Here is an 18,161-nt window from a genome sequence, read left to right as displayed (position 1 = left end):
CTAGATTTTATAACCTCTGTGCACGGCCACGATGCCCTGCGTCAAGTTGAAATATTCGCAACGCTCGAAACCGGCGTTTTCCATCATTTTTTTCAGTTCATCCTGTTTCGGATGCATGCGTATGGATTCGGCCAGGTAGCGGTAGCTGTCTTCATCCTTGGCCACGATCTTGCCGATTTTGGGCAGCAGATTAAACGAATAAAAATCGTAGACTTTCTCCGTGACCTTGTCGGTCGGGTGTGAGAATTCCAGCACGATGACGCGGCCGCCGGGTTTCAATACCCTGTACATGGAACGCAAAGCGGCGTCCTTGTCGGTTACGTTGCGCAGGCCAAAGCCGATGCAGACGCAATCAAAGGTATTGTCCTCAAAGGGCAGGCATTCGGCATTGACTTGCGCATAGCGGATGTTGCCGATCAGTCCTTTGTCAATCAGGCGATCGCGGCCTGTGCGCAGCATTTCTGAGTTGATATCGGCCAAAACCACCTGGCCGTCCTTGCCGACGCGTTTTTCGAACAGCATGGTCAGGTCGCCGGTGCCGCCGGCCAGATCGAGCACCCGTTCGTCCTTGCGCACATTGCTCAGTTGGACGGCAATGCGCTTCCAGATGCGATGGATGCCCATCGACATCAAATCGTTCATGATGTCGTACTGTCCTGCCACGGAATCAAACACGCCGCGCACCAGGTTGACTTTTTCTTCCTTGGCTACCTGTCTGAAACCGAAATGGGTGGTGTTGTCATTTGTCATTGTCATGCTTGGTATGTTATTGCTCTGTAGATGGTGTCGATGCGTTGCGTTGATGGCCGGCTGCCTCCAGGCGCTGCAGGTAGACGGCCCATAAAGCGGGGTATTCCGCGCCCAGTTTGTACAACAGATCCCAGGTATAAATGCCGCTGCCATGGCCGTCGCTGAACGCAGGCGCGATGCCATAGTTGCCCATCGGCTTGATTTCCACGATCGTGACGTCTTCCTTGCCGACCTGCAGCACTTCCTGGCCCGGTGCGTGGCCGACCGCTTCGGCCGAAGGGGTATAGACGCGCAGATATTCATAGGGCAGCGTGAAAACGCTGCCATCGTCAAAACTGATTTCAAGCAGGCGGGAAACCTGATGCAGCTTTATTTCAGTAGGTATGGTATTGCAGGGTTGTACAGTCAGGCGCATAAAATTACAGAATATAACGGCTCAGATCTTCATCCTGAACAAACTCGGCGAGTTGTCCGTCGACATAAGCGGCATCGATAACGATGGATTTTTCAGTGAGGTCGGGCGCGTCATAGGAAATGTCTTCCAACAGCCGTTCCAGTATCGTATGCAGTCGCCTGGCACCGATGTTTTCCGTTTTTTCATTAACCTGGAAACCCAGTTCGGCAATGCGTTGAATGCCGTCGGGAGCAAACGTCACCGAAACGCCTTCCGTCGCCAGCAAAGCTTGATACTGTTCGGTCAATGAAGCATTCGGTTCGGTCAGGATGCGCACGAAATCCTCGGCGGTCAGCGCATCGAGTTCGACACGGATGGGAAACCGGCCTTGCAGTTCGGGAATCAGGTCCGAGGGTTTGGTCAAATGGAAGGCACCGGATGCGATAAACAGGATGTGATCGGTTTTGATGGTGCCGTATTTGGTGCTGACGGTGCTGCCTTCAACCAGCGGCAACAGGTCACGCTGCACGCCTTCGCGGGAAACTTCGCCGCCGCTGCCGCCCATTTCGGAGCGTTTGCAGATCTTGTCGATTTCATCGAGGAAGACAATGCCGTTCTGTTCGACGGCTTCCACGGCGCGCAGTTTGATGTCATCTTCATTAACCAGCTTGGCGGCTTCTTCTTCCTGAAGCACCTTTAATGCGTTGCTGACTTTCATCTTGCGGGATTTTCTTTTGCCCGTGCTCAGGTTTTGGAACATGCCTTGCAACTGGCTGGTCATTTCCTCCATGCCGGGCGGCGCCATGATTTCGACGCCTACCGGGGCTACATGCACGTCGACTTCTATTTCCTTGTCATCCAGGTCGCCCTCGCGCAATTTTTTGCGCATTTTCTGACGGGTCGCTTCCTCGGTATCGGACAGCATGCCGCTGCCGGCTCTTGGTAGCAGAATATCCAGCACCTTTTCCTCGGCCGCATCGTAAGCGCGATTCTGAACTTTTTCCATTTCCGCCATGCGCGTCATTTTAACGGCGGTGTCGACCAGGTCGCGGATAATCGATTCAACATCGCGGCCGACATAACCAACTTCGGTAAATTTGGTGGCTTCAATTTTAATGAAAGGGGCGTTGGCCAGACGCGCCAGACGACGAGCGATCTCGGTTTTACCGACGCCGGTAGGTCCGATCATTAAAATATTCTTCGGAGTGATTTCCTCGCGTAAAACGGCATCAATCTGTTGGCGGCGCCAGCGATTGCGCAACGCGATAGCGACAGAGCGCTTGGCGCTGGCCTGGCCGATAATATGTTTATCCAGCTCGCTTACAATTTCTTTAGGTGTCATCTGAGTCATTCGTTTACTCGTTAGGTTCTGCGTCCAATTCTTCGATGGTCAAGTTGTGGTTGGTATAAATACAGATGTCGCCAGCTATTCTTAACGATCTTTCGACAATTTCGCGGGCGCTCAAATCGGTATTTTCCAGTAAAGCGCGCGCGGCTGCCTGCGCGAAAGCGCCGCCGGAACCGATAGCCATCAAGTCATGCTCAGGTTCAATGACATCTCCGGTACCGGAAAGAATCAATGACGTTTTTGCATCGGCAATGGTCAGCAGGGCTTCCAGTTTGCGCAATGCGCGATCGGTCCTCCAGTCTTTAGCCATTTCGACCGCAGCGCGAGTCAGGTTGCCTCGGTGCTTTTCCAGCTTGCCTTCAAAATGCTCGAACAAGGTGAACGCATCCGCCGTAGCGCCGGCAAAACCGGCAATAACCTTGTCGTGGTATAGGCGGCGTACTTTGCGGGCGTTGCCCTTCATGACCGTATTGCCTAAAGTGACCTGGCCATCACCGCCAATCACCACTTTGTCGCCGCGGCGAACAGAAAGTATGGTTGTACCTCTAAAACTCACTTTAAAATCCCAAAGTTACGAAAATGATGGTGCCAATTCTACATGGTCTGGGTTCAAATGTGGTAAAAAATAAAGTGCTCCGTTTACTTGGTGTAACGGAGATTAAGATTTTTGTGTTTATTGGAAGTTCAGCAAAATAGGCTATGCTGAGACAAATTTCAAATAAAGGACTCTTTAATGGAAGCGCTGGATCAAATATCAACTACGCTGGCATTGACAATGGGACTGGCTTGGGCCAGCGGTATCAATCTTTATGCAACCTTGTTTATGCTGGGCTATCTTGCCAATACCGGCAATTTGAATTTGCCGCCGGATTTGCAGATAGTCGCTAACCCGGTGGTCATGGGGGCGGCCGGGGTTATGTATTTTATTGAGTTTTTCGCTGATAAGGTGCCCGGCGTCGATACCGGTTGGGACACGATACATACGTTTATCCGCATCCCTGCCGGCGCGATGCTGGCTGCCGGCGCCGTTGGCGATTTAAATCCGGCGGTTGAGTTGGCGGCGGCAATATTGGGAGGCGGTCTGGCGGCAGGCACGCATGCAACCAAAGCCGGCACGCGCGTGCTGATCAATACTTCGCCGGAGCCCTTCAGCAACTGGGTTGCATCCGTAGGCGAGGATATTGCCGTTATTGGCGGGGTTTGGGCTTGTATCAATCATCCACTGCTGTTCTTAGCGGTCCTGGTATTGTTTGTCCTGTTGATGATCTGGTTATTGCCGCGGATCTGGGCGGGTGTAAAAAAGGTATTCCGCTTTATTATCAGTCTGTTTCGAAGGGACGAGCGACCGCTGAACGCGGAGTCCCAGGAATAAAATCATATTTTTTATTGACGGGAATCAGAGAATCGGGTTTAATGGCGCTCTTTTGTAGTACTGCCCAGGTAGCTCAGTCGGTAGAGCAGAGGACTGAAAATCCTCGTGTCGACGGTTCGATTCCGCCCCTGGGCACCATTACAAAAAAATCAACAAGAATAACGGTAACATCTCAAGAATGCCCAGGTAGCTCAGTCGGTAGAGCAGAGGACTGAAAATCCTCGTGTCGACGGTTCGATTCCGCCCCTGGGCACCATGAATTCCAAAGGCTCCGATTTTTATCGGGGCCTTTTTTGTTTCAGCCGGGAGCAGGATATATGCCGGCTGGAGCATTCGCCTCAGCTAAAAACCTCAGTAAAGATCGGTATTCTCAAAAATATATTTATAACAGGAATCCTGTTCAGTTAGCGTTAAGAAATCTGGCATAAAATCTCGCCAAAATAATTAAAACCGAAACTTAACGGTATCGTCCGGTTAGGTTTAACTTGAGTCATTAATGGCGAGGGATAAAATGAAAAAAATATTCATCTTAACGCAACTGACCCTGGCAATAGCTGGATATTCATCTTACGCGTCTGCTGGAGGTCATCACCATCACCATCACCACCGCGGTCATCATCACCATCATCATGACAGAGGTTATTATCCGCGCGCAGAGGTTCATCATTATTACGCGCCGCCTGTGGTGCATCATTATCACCCGCAGCCCCAGGTTAACTATTATCCGGCGCCCTATCCGGGCAGAGGCTACTATGATCAGCGCACGGGGGCAGGGCTTGTCGGCGGTGTCGTAGGCAGTGCCCTGGGGTATGAAATGGGGCATGGCGATCCAATAGCAGCCGGCCTCGGGGCGGCGGCCGGATCTTATCTCGGCAATCGCTATTAATTCTTCAGGATCATAAAAAAACTCCTGACCCATAGGGTCGGGAGTTTCCAAACAGGCTGATAGGATAAACGCATCGGTTTTTCTTTGTTACGCGTTTAAACAAGGTAATTCAGGCGGTAACGCTCGTCTTAATCTTGGTAATGTATCACGTTGCCGGCAATGGCGGCGGATGCAAACAGTATGGTCGAAATAACAAACTCACCTGATATAAAACCAAAAACACCGGCGATGAAGATCAGGCCGATCAGAATATCTTTTCGAAAGTCATTCATGTCAATATCCTCTTTAAAGTTTTAAATTAGTTCTTTGGGTAACTTCGATTGAGACTATACGGATATTTCCGGATTAACAATGCGGAAAAAACTAGATAAATTATTTCCTTTTATGAAGCAATCATAAGGTGCTCAGCAGATTGTCAGTCAAGTTGCATTATGGTTGTCCGGTAATAAGTGACTGAGATGTCATACGGAAATGGACCTTTTTTAAGCTCGCGATAGTCAGGGTTTCTCAGTTACCAGCCGGGATTCGCCCGGATTGACCATATCGCGGTAACCGTATCTATTTAAGAATTCAGCTTTACATGCCGGACTTTGTGTATTACAAAATCACTATAAAGTAATTTTGCTCAATATCCGGAGTACCCAAATGCCAAACACGATTAACATTCAGCGCCGCAAACTGTTGAAGTATGCTGGACTCACGGCTGCAATGGCTGCTGCTTACCCATTTTTGTCCTATGCCGAAAGCATGGCGATGGGCAATCAGGCATCAAAAGATTTCGATCCGGATGTGGAAATTGAATTAACGCAGGAAGTTGCCCATGTTCCTATCTTCAAAGGTCCTGAAACGCGAATCTGGAAAGTCTCCGGCAAGGTATTGAAAGGGCCTGAAGCCGCGATAGAAAATCATGCGGCGAGCTATATCGCGCCCACCATACGCCTGCAAAAAGGGCAGAAGGTCAGGATCATTCTGAAAAACAATTTGCCGGCCCAATCCATTTTGCATTGGCACGGTTTGCATGTTCCTTCCAAAATGGACGGCAATCCCATGTATGCCGTTGATCAGGGGCAGGCATTCGTCTATGAGTTTACCATTCTGAATCGGGCCGGATTCTATTGGTACCATGCCCATACGCATAGTGTTACCGCCAAACAGGTTTATTCAGGTCTGGCGGGGCTCTTTATCGTCAGTGACGCGGAAGAGCAGGCACTGGATTTGCCCAAGGGCGAATATGATGTCGCGCTTGCAATTCAGGACCGCAGTTTCGACAATCAGAATCAGCTGCATTACAACAACCATATGATGCAGCGCATGCAGGGGTTTCTGGGCGATCAGATTATGATCAATGGCCAGCCCGATTATATCTTGCCGGTTGCCACCCGGGCCTATCGATTAAGGTTGCTGAACGGCTCTAATTCGCGCATTTATAAATTGGCTTGGGATGATGGTACCCCTATGACGGTCATTGGCGTGGATGGCGGATTGCTGGAACATCCGGAGCAACATGCTTATATGATGCTGGCTCCGGGAGAACGGCGCGAGATCTGGGTGGATTTCAGCGGTAAACCGGTAGGGACTGAGCTGAACCTGCGCAGTCTTCCGTTTGAATCCTCCATGCATGGCGGTGGCATGATGGGTGGGCGCGGCATGATGGGAGGCCGAGGCATGATGGGTGGGCGAGGCATGATGGGAGGGCGCGGCATGATGTCGGGCGGCGATTTGCCTTTAGGCGGCGATTATGCTGTGTTGAAGGTCAAGGTTTCCAGGCAGGCGCAGGCGCAGGATAAATTGCCTGAACGCCTGACGACTATCAAGCCGTTGCGCTTGCAGGATGCCGCCAATGCTGACAATCCCAGAAACATTCTCTTGTCCATGCGTCATATGTCCGCTTTACTAAACGGACGCTCGTACGCGATGGATGATGTTCGGCCCGATGAAATCATTCCGGTCAATACTCTGCAAGTTATAACATTCGATAATGGTTTTAGCGGCGGGATGGGCATGGGCATGGGAGGCATGATGGCGATGCCGCATCCCATGCATATTCACGGTGAGCAGTTCCAGGTGCTGAGGCGCGAAATTAACCCGGGTTTCAGGTCGGCGCATGAATCGGTAGCGGCGGGTTTTGTCGACAGCGGCTGGAAAGATACGGTGCTGGTTATGCCGGGAGAGAAGGTCACGATTTTAAAGCCTTTTAACGATTATACCGGGATCTTTATGTACCACTGTCATAATCTCGAGCATGAAGATATGGGCATGATGCGCGATTTCCTCATTAAATAAGGTTGTTTTGCACATCGCGAAAAAAACTGATTAATGATCCTCTGCAAATGGCGGTACACTTAACCGTTTTAAGTTATCAAAAATCAGGTCATGGGTGATTATCAACATATTTTACTGGCTGTGGATTATTCCGGTCATGATGATACGGTGGTCCGTAAAGCCAGGATGCTGGCGAAACAATACCGGTCCCGACTGAGCATTATCCATGTGCTGGATGATATCCCCATGTCGGATACGGCTTATGGCACTGTGATTCCGCTGGATCGCGATTCGGGCTATGATCTGTTGGAAGAGAAGAAATCCCGGTTGGTGCAAATAGCGGATAAGCTGGGCATCGAGTCTGCCGATCGGTGGTTGGTCTGGGGAGTGCCTCATCAGGAGATTGTATCGATCGCCGAACGCGAACAGGTCGATCTGATCGTGCTGGGTTCGCATGGTCGGCATGGCCTGGCATTATTATTGGGTTCAACGGCGAATAGCGTCCTGCATAATGCTAGCTGTGATGTCATGGCAGTTAGGTTAAGGGATGATGAGCCATAAGCGTTTATATAATATTAGAGTAAAAATATGACAAAGCCGAAAGTCAGGCAGGTGGTTTTGGATACCGAAACTACCGGACTTAATCCTCAGGAAGGGCATAGAATCATTGAAATCGGCTGCGTGGAACTGGTGAACCGCCGTCTGACGCAAAATCGGTTTCATGTTTATATCAATCCTGACCGCGTTATTGATCAGGGGGCCATCGAGGTTCATGGCATTACCAATGAATTTTTAGAGGATAAGCCGCGTTTCGAGGCTATTGTCGAAGATTTTATCGCGTTTATCCGCGGCGCCGAATTGATCATTCACAATGCGCCGTTCGATGTCGGGTTTATCAATCATGAATTCGCCTTGCTCAATAACGGAACCGGCAGTGTCGTCGATTACAGCGAGGTATTCGATACGCTGACGTATGCCCGCCAGAAGCATCCCGGGCAGAGAAACAGTCTGGATGCGCTGTGTAAACGCTATGGTATTGATAACAGCCACCGCGATTTGCACGGCGCGTTGCTGGATGCCGAGATTCTGGCCGATGTGTTCCTGATAATGACTGGCGGGCAGTTCTCCTTGCTTGACGAAGGGTTGTCGGAACAGGAGGCGGTCAGCACGAATACGGTGTACAGCGTTTTGCCGGCCGATCGCCCGGCACTGAAAGTCATTCGTTGTAATGAAGAAGAACTGCGGGCGCATCAGCAGCGTCTGGAAGCTGTCGAAAAAGCCAGCGGTGCCTGCATCTGGAATCAGTTGGTTTGAATCGTTGCGGGCGACCGATTGGCCGCCCGCGGAATTTCATCATTCAGCGGATTTTGACTTTGCTCGCTTGGACGTGGAACTCATTCTTTTTTTGCTTTTTGCCGCTTTTTTACTGTCGTCATCCATTTTTCTGGAACCCGATTCAATTCTTGATATATTAAGCGGTTGGCCGGCGACCCGGACTTTCTTCAACTCCTGAAACAGTGTCTTGGGCATGCCGGCAGGCAGTTCCACCATGCTGTAATTATCTTCAATTTTAATGCGCGCGATGTGTTCGCCATCAAGTCCTGTCTCATTGGCTATGGCGCCGACAATGTTGCCGGGCTTTACGCCATGGCTATGGCCGACTTCGATGCGGAACAGCTCCATTTCGATGCCCGCGCCGCCGCGTCTGGACTTGCGCTCTCTCGGGGCGCTGTCTTCCTTTCGCGACCGGTCCGGCCTGTCTTCCCGGCTTGCCTTGGTCTTTTTGGGCGGTTGCATCAGCAGCGGTGTATCGCCTTGAACCATCTTAGCCAGGGCGGCGGCTATTTCGAGCGCCGAAACATTATGTTCCTGCTGGTATTGGTCCAGCAGTTGGCTGAAAAAGCTCAGTTCCTCGGCCGCCAGGGTATCGGTAATGTTCTGTTTGAAGCGGGCGATACGCTTGTTGTTGATGATTTCGGTCGAAGGCAGGCCCATTTCCTCAACTTTTTGCTTGGTCGCTTTTTCTATATTGGCGAGCAGCTTTTTTTCCCGCGGCGCGATAAACAGAATGGCGTCGCCGGTGCGTCCCGCGCGGCCGGTTCTGCCGATGCGATGAACATAGGATTCGGTATCGTAAGGGATGTCATAGTTGACGACATGCGTGATACGGTCCACGTCCAGGCCGCGAGCGGCCACGTCGGTCGCGATCAGAATGTCCAGCTTGCCGTTTTTCAGATTGGCAATCGCGCGCTCGCGCAAGGCCTGTGACATATCGCCGTTGATCGCGGCGGCGGAAAAACCGCGCGCTTCCAGTTTCTCGGCCAGTTCCACGGTGGCGGTCTTGGTTCTGACGAAGATAATCATGCCGTCGAAGGTTTCGACTTCCAGAATGCGTGTCAACGCGTCCAGCTTGTGCACGCCGCTGACCATCCAATAGCGTTGCCGTATGTTTTCGGCCGAGGTAGTCGTGACTTTGATCGTGACCTGAACCGGATCAACCAGATATTTCTGCGCGATTTTACGGATGGCCGTTGGCATGGTCGCTGAAAACAACGCAATTTGACGCTGTTCCGGAATCTGCTCAAGTATCCATTCCACATCATCGATAAAGCCCATGCGCAGCATTTCGTCAGCTTCGTCCAGGACCAGATAATTCAGGCCGTCCAGCCTCAATGTGCCCTTGCGCATGTGGTCCATGACCCGGCCCGGCGTGCCGACCACGACATGAGCGCCGCGCTTAAGATGGCGTAGTTGGGAACTGTAATCCTGTCCGCCGTATATGGGCAGAACATGGAAGCCTTTCAAGTGAGCGGCATAGCGCTGAAACGCTTCCGCCACCTGAATGGCCAGTTCGCGCGTTGGCGCCAGAACCAGAACCTGAGGATCTTTTTGTTTGAGGTCCAGTCGTGAAAGGATGGGCAACGCAAAGGCCGCCGTTTTACCCGTGCCTGTTTGTGCCTGCCCCAGAACGTCTTTGCCTGCCATCAAGTGCGGGATTGTTTGTGCCTGAATCGGCGAGGGTGTTTCATAACCGACATCATCCAATGCGCGTAGCACCGGTTCGCTCAGTGCTAAGTCACGGAAAGAGGGTAATGTTGAAACATCGTTGGACATGAATTTACCTGTAGAAAGATAGAAGGCGCGTGTGCGCAGAGGAATGTTTGTATAACCGGGCATTGTACCGCATTATATTGGCATTTGCATAAATTGATCGAGCTTGAGGGAAAATATGAAAATCTGGGTGGATGCGGACGCTTGTCCTAACGTGATCAAGGATATTTTGTATCGCGCGGCCGGGCGCAAGCAGTTGGAACTGATCCTCGTCGCCAACCATTTTCTGGCCGCGCCGCCTTCGCGGCTGATTCGTGCCGTGCAGGTGTCGGGCGGTTTTGATGTGGCCGATAACTACATCGTCCAGCACCTGCAGGAAAACGATCTGGTGATTACCGCCGACATCCCGCTGGCGGCCGAGGTGATTGCGAAAAACGCCCATGCCCTTAATCCGCGGGGCGAGCTTTATACCAAGGACAACATCAAAGACCGGCTGGCCATGCGCGATCTCATGGACGAATTGCGCAGCGCCGGGCAGCTATCGGGCGGGCCGGCACCGCTCGGTGCGCGCGACAAGCAGGATTTTGCCAATGCTCTGGACAGGTTGCTGGCTAAATATTGAGGTTATAGCGTAATTTGTGCTTACAGGCTGAGTTTTGCTTATTTGCTTGTTATAATGGCGACGGTTTTGTAACTGTATTAATTCTGATCGAGAGATTTCATGATTCAAGGTAGTATCGTAGCTTTAGTAACGCCGATGGATGAAAGCGGTGCAGTGGACAGGGACAGTCTGAAAAAATTAGTGGAATATCATATTGAGCAGGGCACGGACGCGATCGTTGCGGTAGGCACGACAGGCGAGTCAGCGACGCTGGACGAGGACGAACATTGTGCAGTTATAAAGTGGGTTGTCGATTATGTCGATGGCCGAATCCCTGTCATTGCCGGAACCGGCGCAAACGCGACCACTGAAGCGATCAACCTGACACGCCGGGCCAAGGAAGTCGGCGCCGATGCCTGCCTGATCGTGACGCCTTATTACAACAAGCCGACCCAGGAAGGCCTGTATCTGCATCATAAAGCCATCGCCGAGGCCGTCGATATCCCGCAGATTTTATATAACGTGCCCGGCCGTACGGCCTGCGATATGCTGCCGGAAACGGTTGGCCGCCTGTCCCGTGTTAAAAATATCGTCGGTGTTAAGGAAGCGACCGGCGACCTGTCCCGTGTTAAAAAAATCCGCGAGTTGACGGGCAACGATTTCGCGATCTATACCGGCGACGATGCGACCAGCCGGGAATTCTGCCTGTTGGGCGGTAACGGCACAATCACTGTGACCGGCAATGTGGCGCCCAAACTGGTCCATGAAATGATTATGGCGGCGATCAACGGCGATAGCGAAACGGCTTCGGCGATTGACGCCAAACTGGCTGGCCTGCATAAAAATCTGTTTATTCAGTCCAATCCGATTCCGGTCAAATGGGCTGTTGCCGAAATGGGCCTGATGGGCAAAGGCATACGCCTGCCGTTAACCTGGCTGACCGAGGAATGTTTCCCCGCCGTGCGCGAGGCGATGCGCCAGGCTGAAGTCATATAGGCACATGATGAAATCCAGATTAGGATCGCTCGTGGTTATTGCCGCCGTGCTGGGTAACGTGACGGCCTGTTCGTATATTAAAAGCTATTTTCCGGACAAGGAAAAAGATTATCAGTTCACCACTGAAATTCCCCCTCTGAAACTGCCGCCCGATCTGGACAAGAATGCCGAATTAAGCGCTCCCGCTGCCGATTCAACAGAGCCTGTGCCCGGCCAGCCGGCTGCGGCGCCTGCTGAACCTTCAGCGGAAGAAGAGGCCGAAACGCCGCGTGTCATTCCGGTGGAACTGGTTAAATTCGAAACGGGTGAAACCCGTCTGCGCATCGGTGCGCCGGTCGCGAGAGCCTGGCGCATGGTCGGCAAGGCGCTAAGCCGGAACTCGCTGGAAGTCACCGAGCGCAATCAGGAAGACGCGCTGTTTCATGTTCATTACGACCCGGATGAGCAGGCTGTGGAGGACGGTTCCATCTGGGATGAGGTTGTCTTTCTGTTTCGAGGCCTTCAGAGCGAGGAGAAGGAATATATCCTCAAGCTGGTAGCCAACAACCGGCACTCGGAAGTGGTTGTTCTGGATGCGGATCGGCAACCGTTATCCGAAGGTCCCGGTTTAAGATTGCTGACCTTGCTGCAGGAAACCATGTCCACTGATCAGCCTGAATAAGCTTCGTTTAACGTTGTGCAGAGTGCGGCCGCGTAAACAATGTGTCTACTAAGAAACGTGAGTTTTATAATTCCCGCAGCTGACTGGTCTTTCCGTCCCTCTTCGGCGTTGCGCAACCAGTTACAAAGCTGGTTATACGCCTTGAACAGGAACAGAAATCCTGCCTCCGCGGTTCTTATTTCATTGCCGTGCCTAAAGTGTTTAGCGCACTTGCAAAGCCGAAACGGCCGAACTCGCTTCACAACCTATTTTTCTAATTCTTCATTGTTATCTCTATGTTAAAAATCCCCGGAACCTCTGCACTTTCTGACTTTCGCGTTCAAAAGCTGCTGGCTGAGCTGCAGGCTATAGACCCAATGATCAATGCGGTCTCGGCACGGTTTGTGCACTTCGTCGATCTGGAAAATGATCTGGATGACGGCCAGGCGGCGGTATTGGACCGCTTGCTGTCCTACGGTTCTGCTCTACCGTTAAATGTCAGCGGGACTGAGCGCCTGTTAGTCATTCCGCGGTCGGGCACGATTTCTCCCTGGTCCAGCAAAGCGACCGAGATCGCCCAGCGCTGTGGTTTATCAACCATCAAGCGCATTGAGCGAGGCGTTGAATATGTACTCGATGCCCGGGCGCCGTTGGCGGCCGACATCAAGGAACGCCTGGCGGCCCTGCTGCATGACCGCATGACGCAGACCGTGGTGGACGGCGAGGCCGAGCCGGATCTGTTTGCCCAGCACGAGCCCCAGCCGCTAGTGAACGTGGCGGTCATCGAGCAGGGCCGTGAGGCGCTGGACAAGGCCAATGCTGAATTGGGCCTGGCTTTGTCGGATGATGAAATCGACTATCTGACCGACAGTTTCAAGGCCCTGGGTCGCAATCCGTCCGATGTCGAATTGATGATGTTCGCCCAGGCCAACTCCGAGCATTGCCGCCACAAGATTTTCAATGCCGACTGGACCATCGATGGCGTAGCGCAGGCGCAGACATTGTTTCGCATGATACGCAATACGGCTGAAAAAAGCCCGGCGGGCATTTTGTCGGCCTACAGCGATAATGCCTCGGTGATTGAAGGCTCGACGGCGCAGGTTTTTATTCGCGATGCCAAAACCCGTGAATATGCCTATGTCGAAGAAGAGGCGCATGTGTTGATGAAGGTGGAAACGCACAATCATCCCACAGCTATTTCGCCGCATCCGGGCGCGGCAACCGGTTCCGGCGGCGAGATCCGGGACGAAGGCGCGACCGGGCGGGGCTCCACGCCGAAAGCCGGCCTGACCGGGTTTTCCGTATCGCATCTGAGAGTGCCCGAGTATATACAGCCCTGGGAAGACGATAACGGCAAGCCTGACCGCATCGCCTCGGCGCTCGATATCATGCTGGAAGGCCCGATCGGCGGCGCGGCCTTCAATAATGAATTCGGCCGGCCCAATCTGGCCGGTTATTTCCGCAGCTTCGAGCAACCCGCGCCGGGCGGCAACGGCAAGGAATTCAGGGGCTACCACAAGCCGATCATGATCGCCGGCGGCGTGGGCAATATCCGCCCGATGCTGGTTAAAAAACAGCCGATTCCGGCCGGTTCGCTGATCATCATTCTGGGCGGCCCGGCCATGCTGATCGGCCTGGGCGGCGGCGCGGCCTCATCGCAGGCCTCCGGCGAGAGCTCCGAAACGCTCGATTTCGCTTCCGTGCAGCGCGAAAATCCGGAAATGGAACGCCGCTGCCAGGAAGTTATCAACCACTGCAACTCTCTGGGCGACGACACGCCGATTGTTTCGATCCACGATATCGGCGCAGGCGGCTTATCCAATGCCGTGCCGGAAATCATTCATGACTGCGAGCGCGGCGGCCGCTTCGAATTGCGTGACGTACAGAATGCCGATAAAGGCATGTCGCCGATGCAGATCTGGTGCAACGAAGCGCAGGAACGCTATGTCGTTGCCATCAAGCCCGAGTCCCTGGAACTGTTCAAATCCTTCTGCGAACGCGAGCATTGCCTGTATGCCGTGATAGGCGAAGCCACGGACGAAGAACATTTGCTGCTGAACGATGCCTGGTTCGGCAACAAGCCGGTCGATCTGCCGATGTCCGTACTATTCGGCAAGCCGCCGAAAATGCACCGCCAGGCGGAGCATGTGCAGCCTCAATTGAAGGCACTGGACACGACCGGCATCGAGCTGAACGAAGCGGTCAAGCGTGTGCTGTCGTTTCCGGCCGTCGCCGACAAAAGCTTTCTGATCCATATCGGCGACCGTTCCGTGACCGGTCTGGTAGCGCGCGATCAGATGGTCGGCCCCTGGCAGGTGCCGGTGGCCGATGTGGCCGTGACCGCCTCGGGTTTCCATGCCTTGACCGGCGAAGCCATGGCCATGGGCGAGCGCACGCCGATTGCCGTGATTGACGCGCCGGCCTCCGGGCGCATGGCGATAGGCGAGGCTCTGACCAATCTGGCGGCGGCGCGCGTCGAGTCGTTGCGGAAAATCAAGCTGTCCGCCAACTGGATGGCGGCGGCGGGTTTCCCGGGCGAGGATGCGGCCTTGTTCGATACCGTCAAGGCGGTCGGCATGGAGTTATGCCCGCAATTGGGCATCGCCATACCGGTGGGCAAGGATTCGCTGTCGATGAAGACGGTCTGGAAAGACCAGGTTGGCGAGAAAACCATGACCTCCCCGTTGTCGTTGATCATCACCGCATTCGCGCCGGTGACCGACGTCAGCAAAACCCTGACGCCGCAGTTAAGAGCCGCGCCGGACGAGCATAGCATGTTGATCCTGATCGATCTGGGCGCGGGCAGAAACCGCCTGGGCGGCTCCGTGCTGGCACAGGTATACAAACAACTCGGCAACGACTGTCCCGATCTCGATGATCCCGCGTTGTTCAAAGCCTTCTTCGATGCGGTTCAGGAGTTGAGCAGCCAGGACAAGATATTGGCTTATCATGACCGCTCCGACGGCGGCCTGCTGGCTACCGTCGCTGAAATGATGTTCGCCGGACGGCTGGGCGTATCGATGACGCTGGACAGCCTGGGCGATGATGCGCTGGCCGCCCTGTTCAATGAGGAACTCGGTGCCGTGATCCAGATCCGCCAGAACGATTGCCAGGAAGTCATCGGCCTGCTGCGCGATGCCGGCCTGATCGATTGCACCTACGTCATTGGCAACGTGGTTGAAGAGCCGCAATTGACGATCAGTCATGCCGGTCAACTGATTTATTCGGCCGGCCGTGCCGAACTGCAGGCCATCTGGTCTGAGCTCAGCTTCCGCATGCAGGCCCTGCGCGATAATCCGGACTGCGCAAGGCAACAGTTCGAGCGCATTGCCGACGATAACGATCCGGGCCTGCATGCCCGGTTGACTTTCGATATTAACGACGATGTCAGCGCGCCGTTTGCTGCCGCTGCAAGGCCCAAGGTCGCGATTTTGCGCGAGCAGGGCGTCAACGGCCATGTCGAGATGGCGGCAGCGTTCGATCGCGCCGGCTTTACCAGCATCGACGTGCACATGAGCGATATCATCGAAGGCCGCGTCAGCCTGGCTGAATTCAGGGGACTGGTGGCCTGCGGCGGGTTTTCCTACGGCGATGTGCTGGGCGCGGGCGGCGGCTGGGCCAAGTCGATCCTGTTCAATCCGCGCGCGCGCGATGAATTCGCGGCGTTTTTCCAGCGCCAGGATACATTCGGCCTGGGCGTCTGCAATGGCTGCCAGATGATGTCGGGATTGAAGGACATCATTCCCGGCGCCGATCACTGGCCGCGGTTCATGCGCAATACCTCCGAGCAGTTCGAGGCGCGGGTAGCCATGGTGGAAGTCAAAAAATCGCCGTCCATCCTGTTTGCCGGCATGGAAGGCTCCAGAATGCCTGTAGCCATTGCCCATGGGGAAGGGCGCGCGGAATTCGCCATGGACCCCACCGTGGCCCTGGATGCCGAAGCGGTGGCTTTGTGCTATGTCGACAACTATGGCGAAGTGACGACCCAGTTCCCGGCCAACCCCAACGGTTCGCCGTTCGGCATTACCGGCCTGACCACAGCCGACGGCCGGTTTACCATCATGATGCCGCATCCGGAGCGTTGTTTCAGAACGCTGCAAAACTCATGGCATCCGGATGACTGGCAGGAGTACGGCGCGTGGATGCGCATGTTCAGGAATGCCAGGGTTTGGGTGGGGTAAACACTCTGTCCATCATAGTGCAGAGGTCGCGCAGACTTAAAGATTCCAGCGCCCGTGGTGCGGCTTAAAAAATCGCCGAGGACGTAGGGCAGTTTCGCGCTAGCAAACTGCCATTGCCGAACTGGTGATGGCGGATTGCTGAAGCGAATCCGCCTTACGAGTTGCTTCCGTCAGTGAAACGGGCGCACCTCGACCGGCGCCCGACAGGCGACGGCAGCCTTACGCCCCCATGCCAGCGCCTCGTCCAGGTCAGCGGCTTCCAGCACCCAAAAACCGCCCACGTGCTCCTTGGTCTCCAGATACGGTCCGTCGGTGATGAGCACCTCACCATCGGGCTGCGCCCTCAGCGACCTCGCGCTGCTTGCCGGGCGCAGGCCGCCAACGAAAATTCTGACACCAGCAGCCTTCATTTCGTCGTTGAGTGCGTCAATGTCGCGGGACATCGCTTCGTCCTCTGCGACAAACGGGTCGTAGTCGTCGGGGTGGTGAATAGCAATCAAATACTGCGTCATGACTTCTCCTGTAACGGTCTTCAGGCGGACCGGTTGAGCTAACGTTTACGGTAAGGGCGCCGCCGCTCTGTGAGCTTAAACGAAGCCGCTGAACCTTGGTAAAAAACAAGCGCCAAAATCATCAATGGGCGGCGCGTCCCTTCTATCGACTTGTTAAATAAAGCAATACCCAATAAAGCCAAGTCTTCGTCTTCATTGGCCAAAAACAACAACTTTGCGGTTAAATCAACGACACTGGCCTCATTGATTACCATTGATTACTATCTCCAAATTTTCAATCAAATCAGAAATAACAGCATTTTCACCAATGCGTGATTCAAAGAAAATTTGGTTCTTATCACCGACGTTAATCTGAAACTCATCTGTCAAATTGGCTGGAGCTCTTTGGTTAATGGAGAGGGATTTAAAACGTCCGATATGAAATTTCCCTCCAGAACACTCGGCAAATTCATTTTTAAGTCGTTCAATCCAGCCGCTAGTATCAAAGTGATACTTAACAAGAAAAAATGTGGGAAACACCTGGTTTTCTTCGATAGGAAGGGTTGTATGGGCCTGACATTCCTCTCCGGTCCGATAATTTATCTCAGAAGCGCTCAGTCTCTTCATGGACTCTTCTAGAGAATCCGTGGCCTTAAATGCAATACCAGTGAAACCTCTGAATGCCGTACCTTCAATTCCAAATCTGACTCTAAAGTTTATGAATTCGATATTTATATCACCAAAATTCACACCAATGCTGGTGTACTCATCTTTTTTCATTAAAGGCCATGCAAAAGGCAAACCTAGCCGTTCCGCTACATTATTAGCAGCTTTCAAAGGGTCACCGACCTCAATCATAAGATGATCTATTTCAAACATTCTGTATTTATCCTATTTAGTGCCTGAAAGAAAACTCGCTTTTTTTCATGATTCTGCCAACTCACTGAGCCTAACTCCAGCCATTTTTCGGCGCAGGTCAGTCAATTTCCTCTTTTGGTGGTGCTCAATGGTGCAAATCCGCTATTCCGGGCGAATTTTGGCCGCACCTTTCCCGTGTTTCGTCCTTTTTTCCGCCACCAGTCGTGCCTTTAGGCCGCTTTTTTGTAAGGGCCTCGTCGTCGAGCGGCTTCTTGTTGTTCTTGCTCGCGGAGCATGGCGCCCAAACGCTGAATATTGCGTGCCACGATGG

The 18,161-nt window shown here is 53.3% G+C and carries 18 protein-coding genes and 2 tRNA genes; 11 read left to right on the top strand and 9 right to left on the bottom strand.

All coding sequences use genetic code 11. The annotated features are described in order from the left end of the window. Genes ubiE through hslV form a run of 4 tightly spaced genes read right to left on the bottom strand, consistent with a single transcriptional unit; the run spans position 1 to position 3,048 of the window. On the bottom strand, positions 1-750 hold the full coding sequence (gene ubiE / locus EK22_RS17515; RefSeq protein WP_020159645.1) for a bifunctional demethylmenaquinone methyltransferase/2-methoxy-6-polyprenyl-1,4-benzoquinol methylase UbiE: 750 nt from the start codon (positions 748-750) through the stop codon (positions 1-3). 16 nt (positions 751-766) lie between these two features. Then, a complete protein-coding gene (locus EK22_RS17510) occupies positions 767-1,165 on the bottom strand; it encodes a gamma-butyrobetaine hydroxylase family protein (protein ID WP_020159646.1) in 399 nt (132 codons plus the stop codon). A gap of 4 nt (positions 1,166-1,169) precedes the next feature. Next, positions 1,170-2,495 (bottom strand): ATP-dependent protease ATPase subunit HslU, encoded by a 1,326-nt coding sequence (gene hslU, locus EK22_RS17505; RefSeq protein WP_027147323.1) that lies wholly within the window; start codon positions 2,493-2,495, stop codon positions 1,170-1,172. 4 nt (positions 2,496-2,499) lie between these two features. Continuing rightward, entirely contained in the window at positions 2,500-3,048 is a 549-nt protein-coding gene (hslV, locus tag EK22_RS17500; protein ID WP_027147324.1) for an ATP-dependent protease subunit HslV, read from the bottom strand. 177 nt (positions 3,049-3,225) lie between these two features. Between hslV and EK22_RS17495 the strand changes: the two genes are divergently transcribed. The 4 genes from EK22_RS17495 to EK22_RS23800 all read left to right on the top strand — a co-directional run bounded on the left by EK22_RS17495 (position 3,226) and on the right by EK22_RS23800 (position 4,750). Next, positions 3,226-3,864: a DUF4126 domain-containing protein gene (locus EK22_RS17495; protein ID WP_036253060.1), complete on the top strand. Its 639-nt coding sequence runs from the start codon at positions 3,226-3,228 to the stop codon at positions 3,862-3,864. 62 nt (positions 3,865-3,926) lie between these two features. Continuing rightward, positions 3,927-4,002, top strand: a tRNA-Phe gene (locus EK22_RS17490). 42 nt (positions 4,003-4,044) lie between these two features. Beyond that, positions 4,045-4,120: transfer RNA gene (locus EK22_RS17485), tRNA-Phe, on the top strand. A 255-nt stretch (positions 4,121-4,375) separates the two neighbouring features. After that, positions 4,376-4,750 carry a glycine zipper 2TM domain-containing protein gene (locus tag EK22_RS23800; RefSeq protein WP_036299481.1) on the top strand — a complete coding sequence of 125 codons (375 nt, stop codon included), beginning with the start codon at positions 4,376-4,378 and terminating at the stop codon, positions 4,748-4,750. 128 nt (positions 4,751-4,878) lie between these two features. Here EK22_RS23800 and EK22_RS24975 read toward each other — a convergent pair whose 3' ends face one another. After that, positions 4,879-5,022: a hypothetical protein gene (locus EK22_RS24975; RefSeq protein WP_020159651.1), complete on the bottom strand. Its 144-nt coding sequence runs from the start codon at positions 5,020-5,022 to the stop codon at positions 4,879-4,881. Positions 5,023-5,395: 373 nt separating this feature from the next. Here EK22_RS24975 and EK22_RS17475 point away from each other — a divergent pair, with 373 nt between their 5' ends. The 3 genes from EK22_RS17475 (at position 5,396) to dnaQ (ending at position 8,326) form a co-directional block, all read left to right on the top strand. Then, positions 5,396-7,033 carry a multicopper oxidase family protein gene (locus EK22_RS17475; RefSeq protein WP_036253056.1) on the top strand — a complete coding sequence of 546 codons (1,638 nt, stop codon included), beginning with the start codon at positions 5,396-5,398 and terminating at the stop codon, positions 7,031-7,033. A gap of 90 nt (positions 7,034-7,123) precedes the next feature. Further along, positions 7,124-7,573, top strand: coding sequence for a universal stress protein (locus EK22_RS17470; protein ID WP_036253054.1), 450 nt, complete (start codon positions 7,124-7,126; stop codon positions 7,571-7,573). Between the two features lie 27 nt (positions 7,574-7,600). Then, a complete protein-coding gene (gene dnaQ / locus EK22_RS17465) occupies positions 7,601-8,326 on the top strand; it encodes a DNA polymerase III subunit epsilon (RefSeq protein WP_036253053.1) in 726 nt (241 codons plus the stop codon). A 39-nt stretch (positions 8,327-8,365) separates the two neighbouring features. Here the strand turns inward: dnaQ and EK22_RS17460 are convergent, their stop codons facing one another. Beyond that, positions 8,366-10,126, bottom strand: a complete 1,761-nt coding sequence (locus EK22_RS17460) for a DEAD/DEAH box helicase (protein ID WP_020159655.1) — start codon at positions 10,124-10,126, stop codon at positions 8,366-8,368. Positions 10,127-10,241: 115 nt separating this feature from the next. Between EK22_RS17460 and EK22_RS17455 the strand changes: the two genes are divergently transcribed. The 4 genes from EK22_RS17455 to purL all read left to right on the top strand — a co-directional run bounded on the left by EK22_RS17455 (position 10,242) and on the right by purL (position 16,481). Beyond that, positions 10,242-10,685 (top strand): YaiI/YqxD family protein, encoded by a 444-nt coding sequence (locus EK22_RS17455; RefSeq protein ID WP_020159656.1) that lies wholly within the window; start codon positions 10,242-10,244, stop codon positions 10,683-10,685. Between the two features lie 99 nt (positions 10,686-10,784). Further along, a complete protein-coding gene (dapA, locus tag EK22_RS17450; RefSeq protein WP_027147325.1) occupies positions 10,785-11,660 on the top strand; it encodes a 4-hydroxy-tetrahydrodipicolinate synthase in 876 nt (291 codons plus the stop codon). Between the two features lie 4 nt (positions 11,661-11,664). Continuing rightward, positions 11,665-12,321, top strand: a complete 657-nt coding sequence (gene bamC, locus EK22_RS17445; protein WP_235209441.1) for an outer membrane protein assembly factor BamC — start codon at positions 11,665-11,667, stop codon at positions 12,319-12,321. A 275-nt stretch (positions 12,322-12,596) separates the two neighbouring features. Next, positions 12,597-16,481 (top strand): phosphoribosylformylglycinamidine synthase, encoded by a 3,885-nt coding sequence (gene purL / locus EK22_RS17440; RefSeq protein WP_036253049.1) that lies wholly within the window; start codon positions 12,597-12,599, stop codon positions 16,479-16,481. Between the two features lie 170 nt (positions 16,482-16,651). On the opposite strand, the gene EK22_RS17435 is transcribed toward purL, so the two are convergent. The 3 genes from EK22_RS17435 to EK22_RS17425 are packed head-to-tail and all read right to left on the bottom strand — an operon-like array spanning position 16,652 to position 17,851. After that, complete coding sequence (locus tag EK22_RS17435; RefSeq protein WP_020159660.1) at positions 16,652-16,993, bottom strand: YciI family protein; 342 nt, start codon at positions 16,991-16,993, stop codon at positions 16,652-16,654. 38 nt (positions 16,994-17,031) lie between these two features. Next, positions 17,032-17,247, bottom strand: coding sequence for a hypothetical protein (locus EK22_RS17430; RefSeq protein WP_036253047.1), 216 nt, complete (start codon positions 17,245-17,247; stop codon positions 17,032-17,034). Continuing rightward, positions 17,234-17,851: a hypothetical protein gene (locus EK22_RS17425; protein ID WP_036253045.1), complete on the bottom strand. Its 618-nt coding sequence runs from the start codon at positions 17,849-17,851 to the stop codon at positions 17,234-17,236. Before EK22_RS17425 ends, EK22_RS17430 begins: the two co-directional genes overlap by 14 nt. Positions 17,852-18,161: the final 310 nt, after the last annotated feature.

Source organism: Methylobacter sp. BBA5.1 (assembly GCF_000746145.1).
In the GTDB taxonomy this organism is placed as follows: domain Bacteria; phylum Pseudomonadota; class Gammaproteobacteria; order Methylococcales; family Methylomonadaceae; genus Methylobacter; species Methylobacter marinus.
Note: the sequence above shows the minus strand (reverse complement) of the source record. Positions and strands in the feature narration are given on the sequence as shown.

Excerpts from the sequence above, each read along its gene's own strand:
- ubiE (WP_020159645.1), bottom strand. The coding sequence starts at position 750 with ATGACAAATGACAACACCACCCATTTCGGTTTCAGACAGGTAGCCAAG.
- EK22_RS17510 (WP_020159646.1), bottom strand. The coding sequence starts at position 1,165 with ATGCGCCTGACTGTACAACCCTGCAATACCATACCTACTGAAATAAAG.
- hslU (WP_027147323.1), bottom strand. The coding sequence starts at position 2,495 with ATGACTCAGATGACACCTAAAGAAATTGTAAGCGAGCTGGATAAACAT.
- EK22_RS17495 (WP_036253060.1), top strand. The coding sequence starts at position 3,226 with ATGGAAGCGCTGGATCAAATATCAACTACGCTGGCATTGACAATGGGA.
- EK22_RS23800 (WP_036299481.1), top strand. The coding sequence starts at position 4,376 with ATGAAAAAAATATTCATCTTAACGCAACTGACCCTGGCAATAGCTGGA.
- EK22_RS24975 (WP_020159651.1), bottom strand. The coding sequence starts at position 5,022 with ATGAATGACTTTCGAAAAGATATTCTGATCGGCCTGATCTTCATCGCC.
- EK22_RS17475 (WP_036253056.1), top strand. The coding sequence starts at position 5,396 with ATGCCAAACACGATTAACATTCAGCGCCGCAAACTGTTGAAGTATGCT.
- EK22_RS17470 (WP_036253054.1), top strand. The coding sequence starts at position 7,124 with ATGGGTGATTATCAACATATTTTACTGGCTGTGGATTATTCCGGTCAT.
- dnaQ (WP_036253053.1), top strand. The coding sequence starts at position 7,601 with ATGACAAAGCCGAAAGTCAGGCAGGTGGTTTTGGATACCGAAACTACC.
- EK22_RS17460 (WP_020159655.1), bottom strand. The coding sequence starts at position 10,126 with ATGTCCAACGATGTTTCAACATTACCCTCTTTCCGTGACTTAGCACTG.
- EK22_RS17455 (WP_020159656.1), top strand. The coding sequence starts at position 10,242 with ATGAAAATCTGGGTGGATGCGGACGCTTGTCCTAACGTGATCAAGGAT.
- dapA (WP_027147325.1), top strand. The coding sequence starts at position 10,785 with ATGATTCAAGGTAGTATCGTAGCTTTAGTAACGCCGATGGATGAAAGC.
- bamC (WP_235209441.1), top strand. The coding sequence starts at position 11,665 with ATGATGAAATCCAGATTAGGATCGCTCGTGGTTATTGCCGCCGTGCTG.
- purL (WP_036253049.1), top strand. The coding sequence starts at position 12,597 with ATGTTAAAAATCCCCGGAACCTCTGCACTTTCTGACTTTCGCGTTCAA.
- EK22_RS17435 (WP_020159660.1), bottom strand. The coding sequence starts at position 16,993 with ATGACGCAGTATTTGATTGCTATTCACCACCCCGACGACTACGACCCG.
- EK22_RS17430 (WP_036253047.1), bottom strand. The coding sequence starts at position 17,247 with ATGGTAATCAATGAGGCCAGTGTCGTTGATTTAACCGCAAAGTTGTTG.
- EK22_RS17425 (WP_036253045.1), bottom strand. The coding sequence starts at position 17,851 with ATGTTTGAAATAGATCATCTTATGATTGAGGTCGGTGACCCTTTGAAA.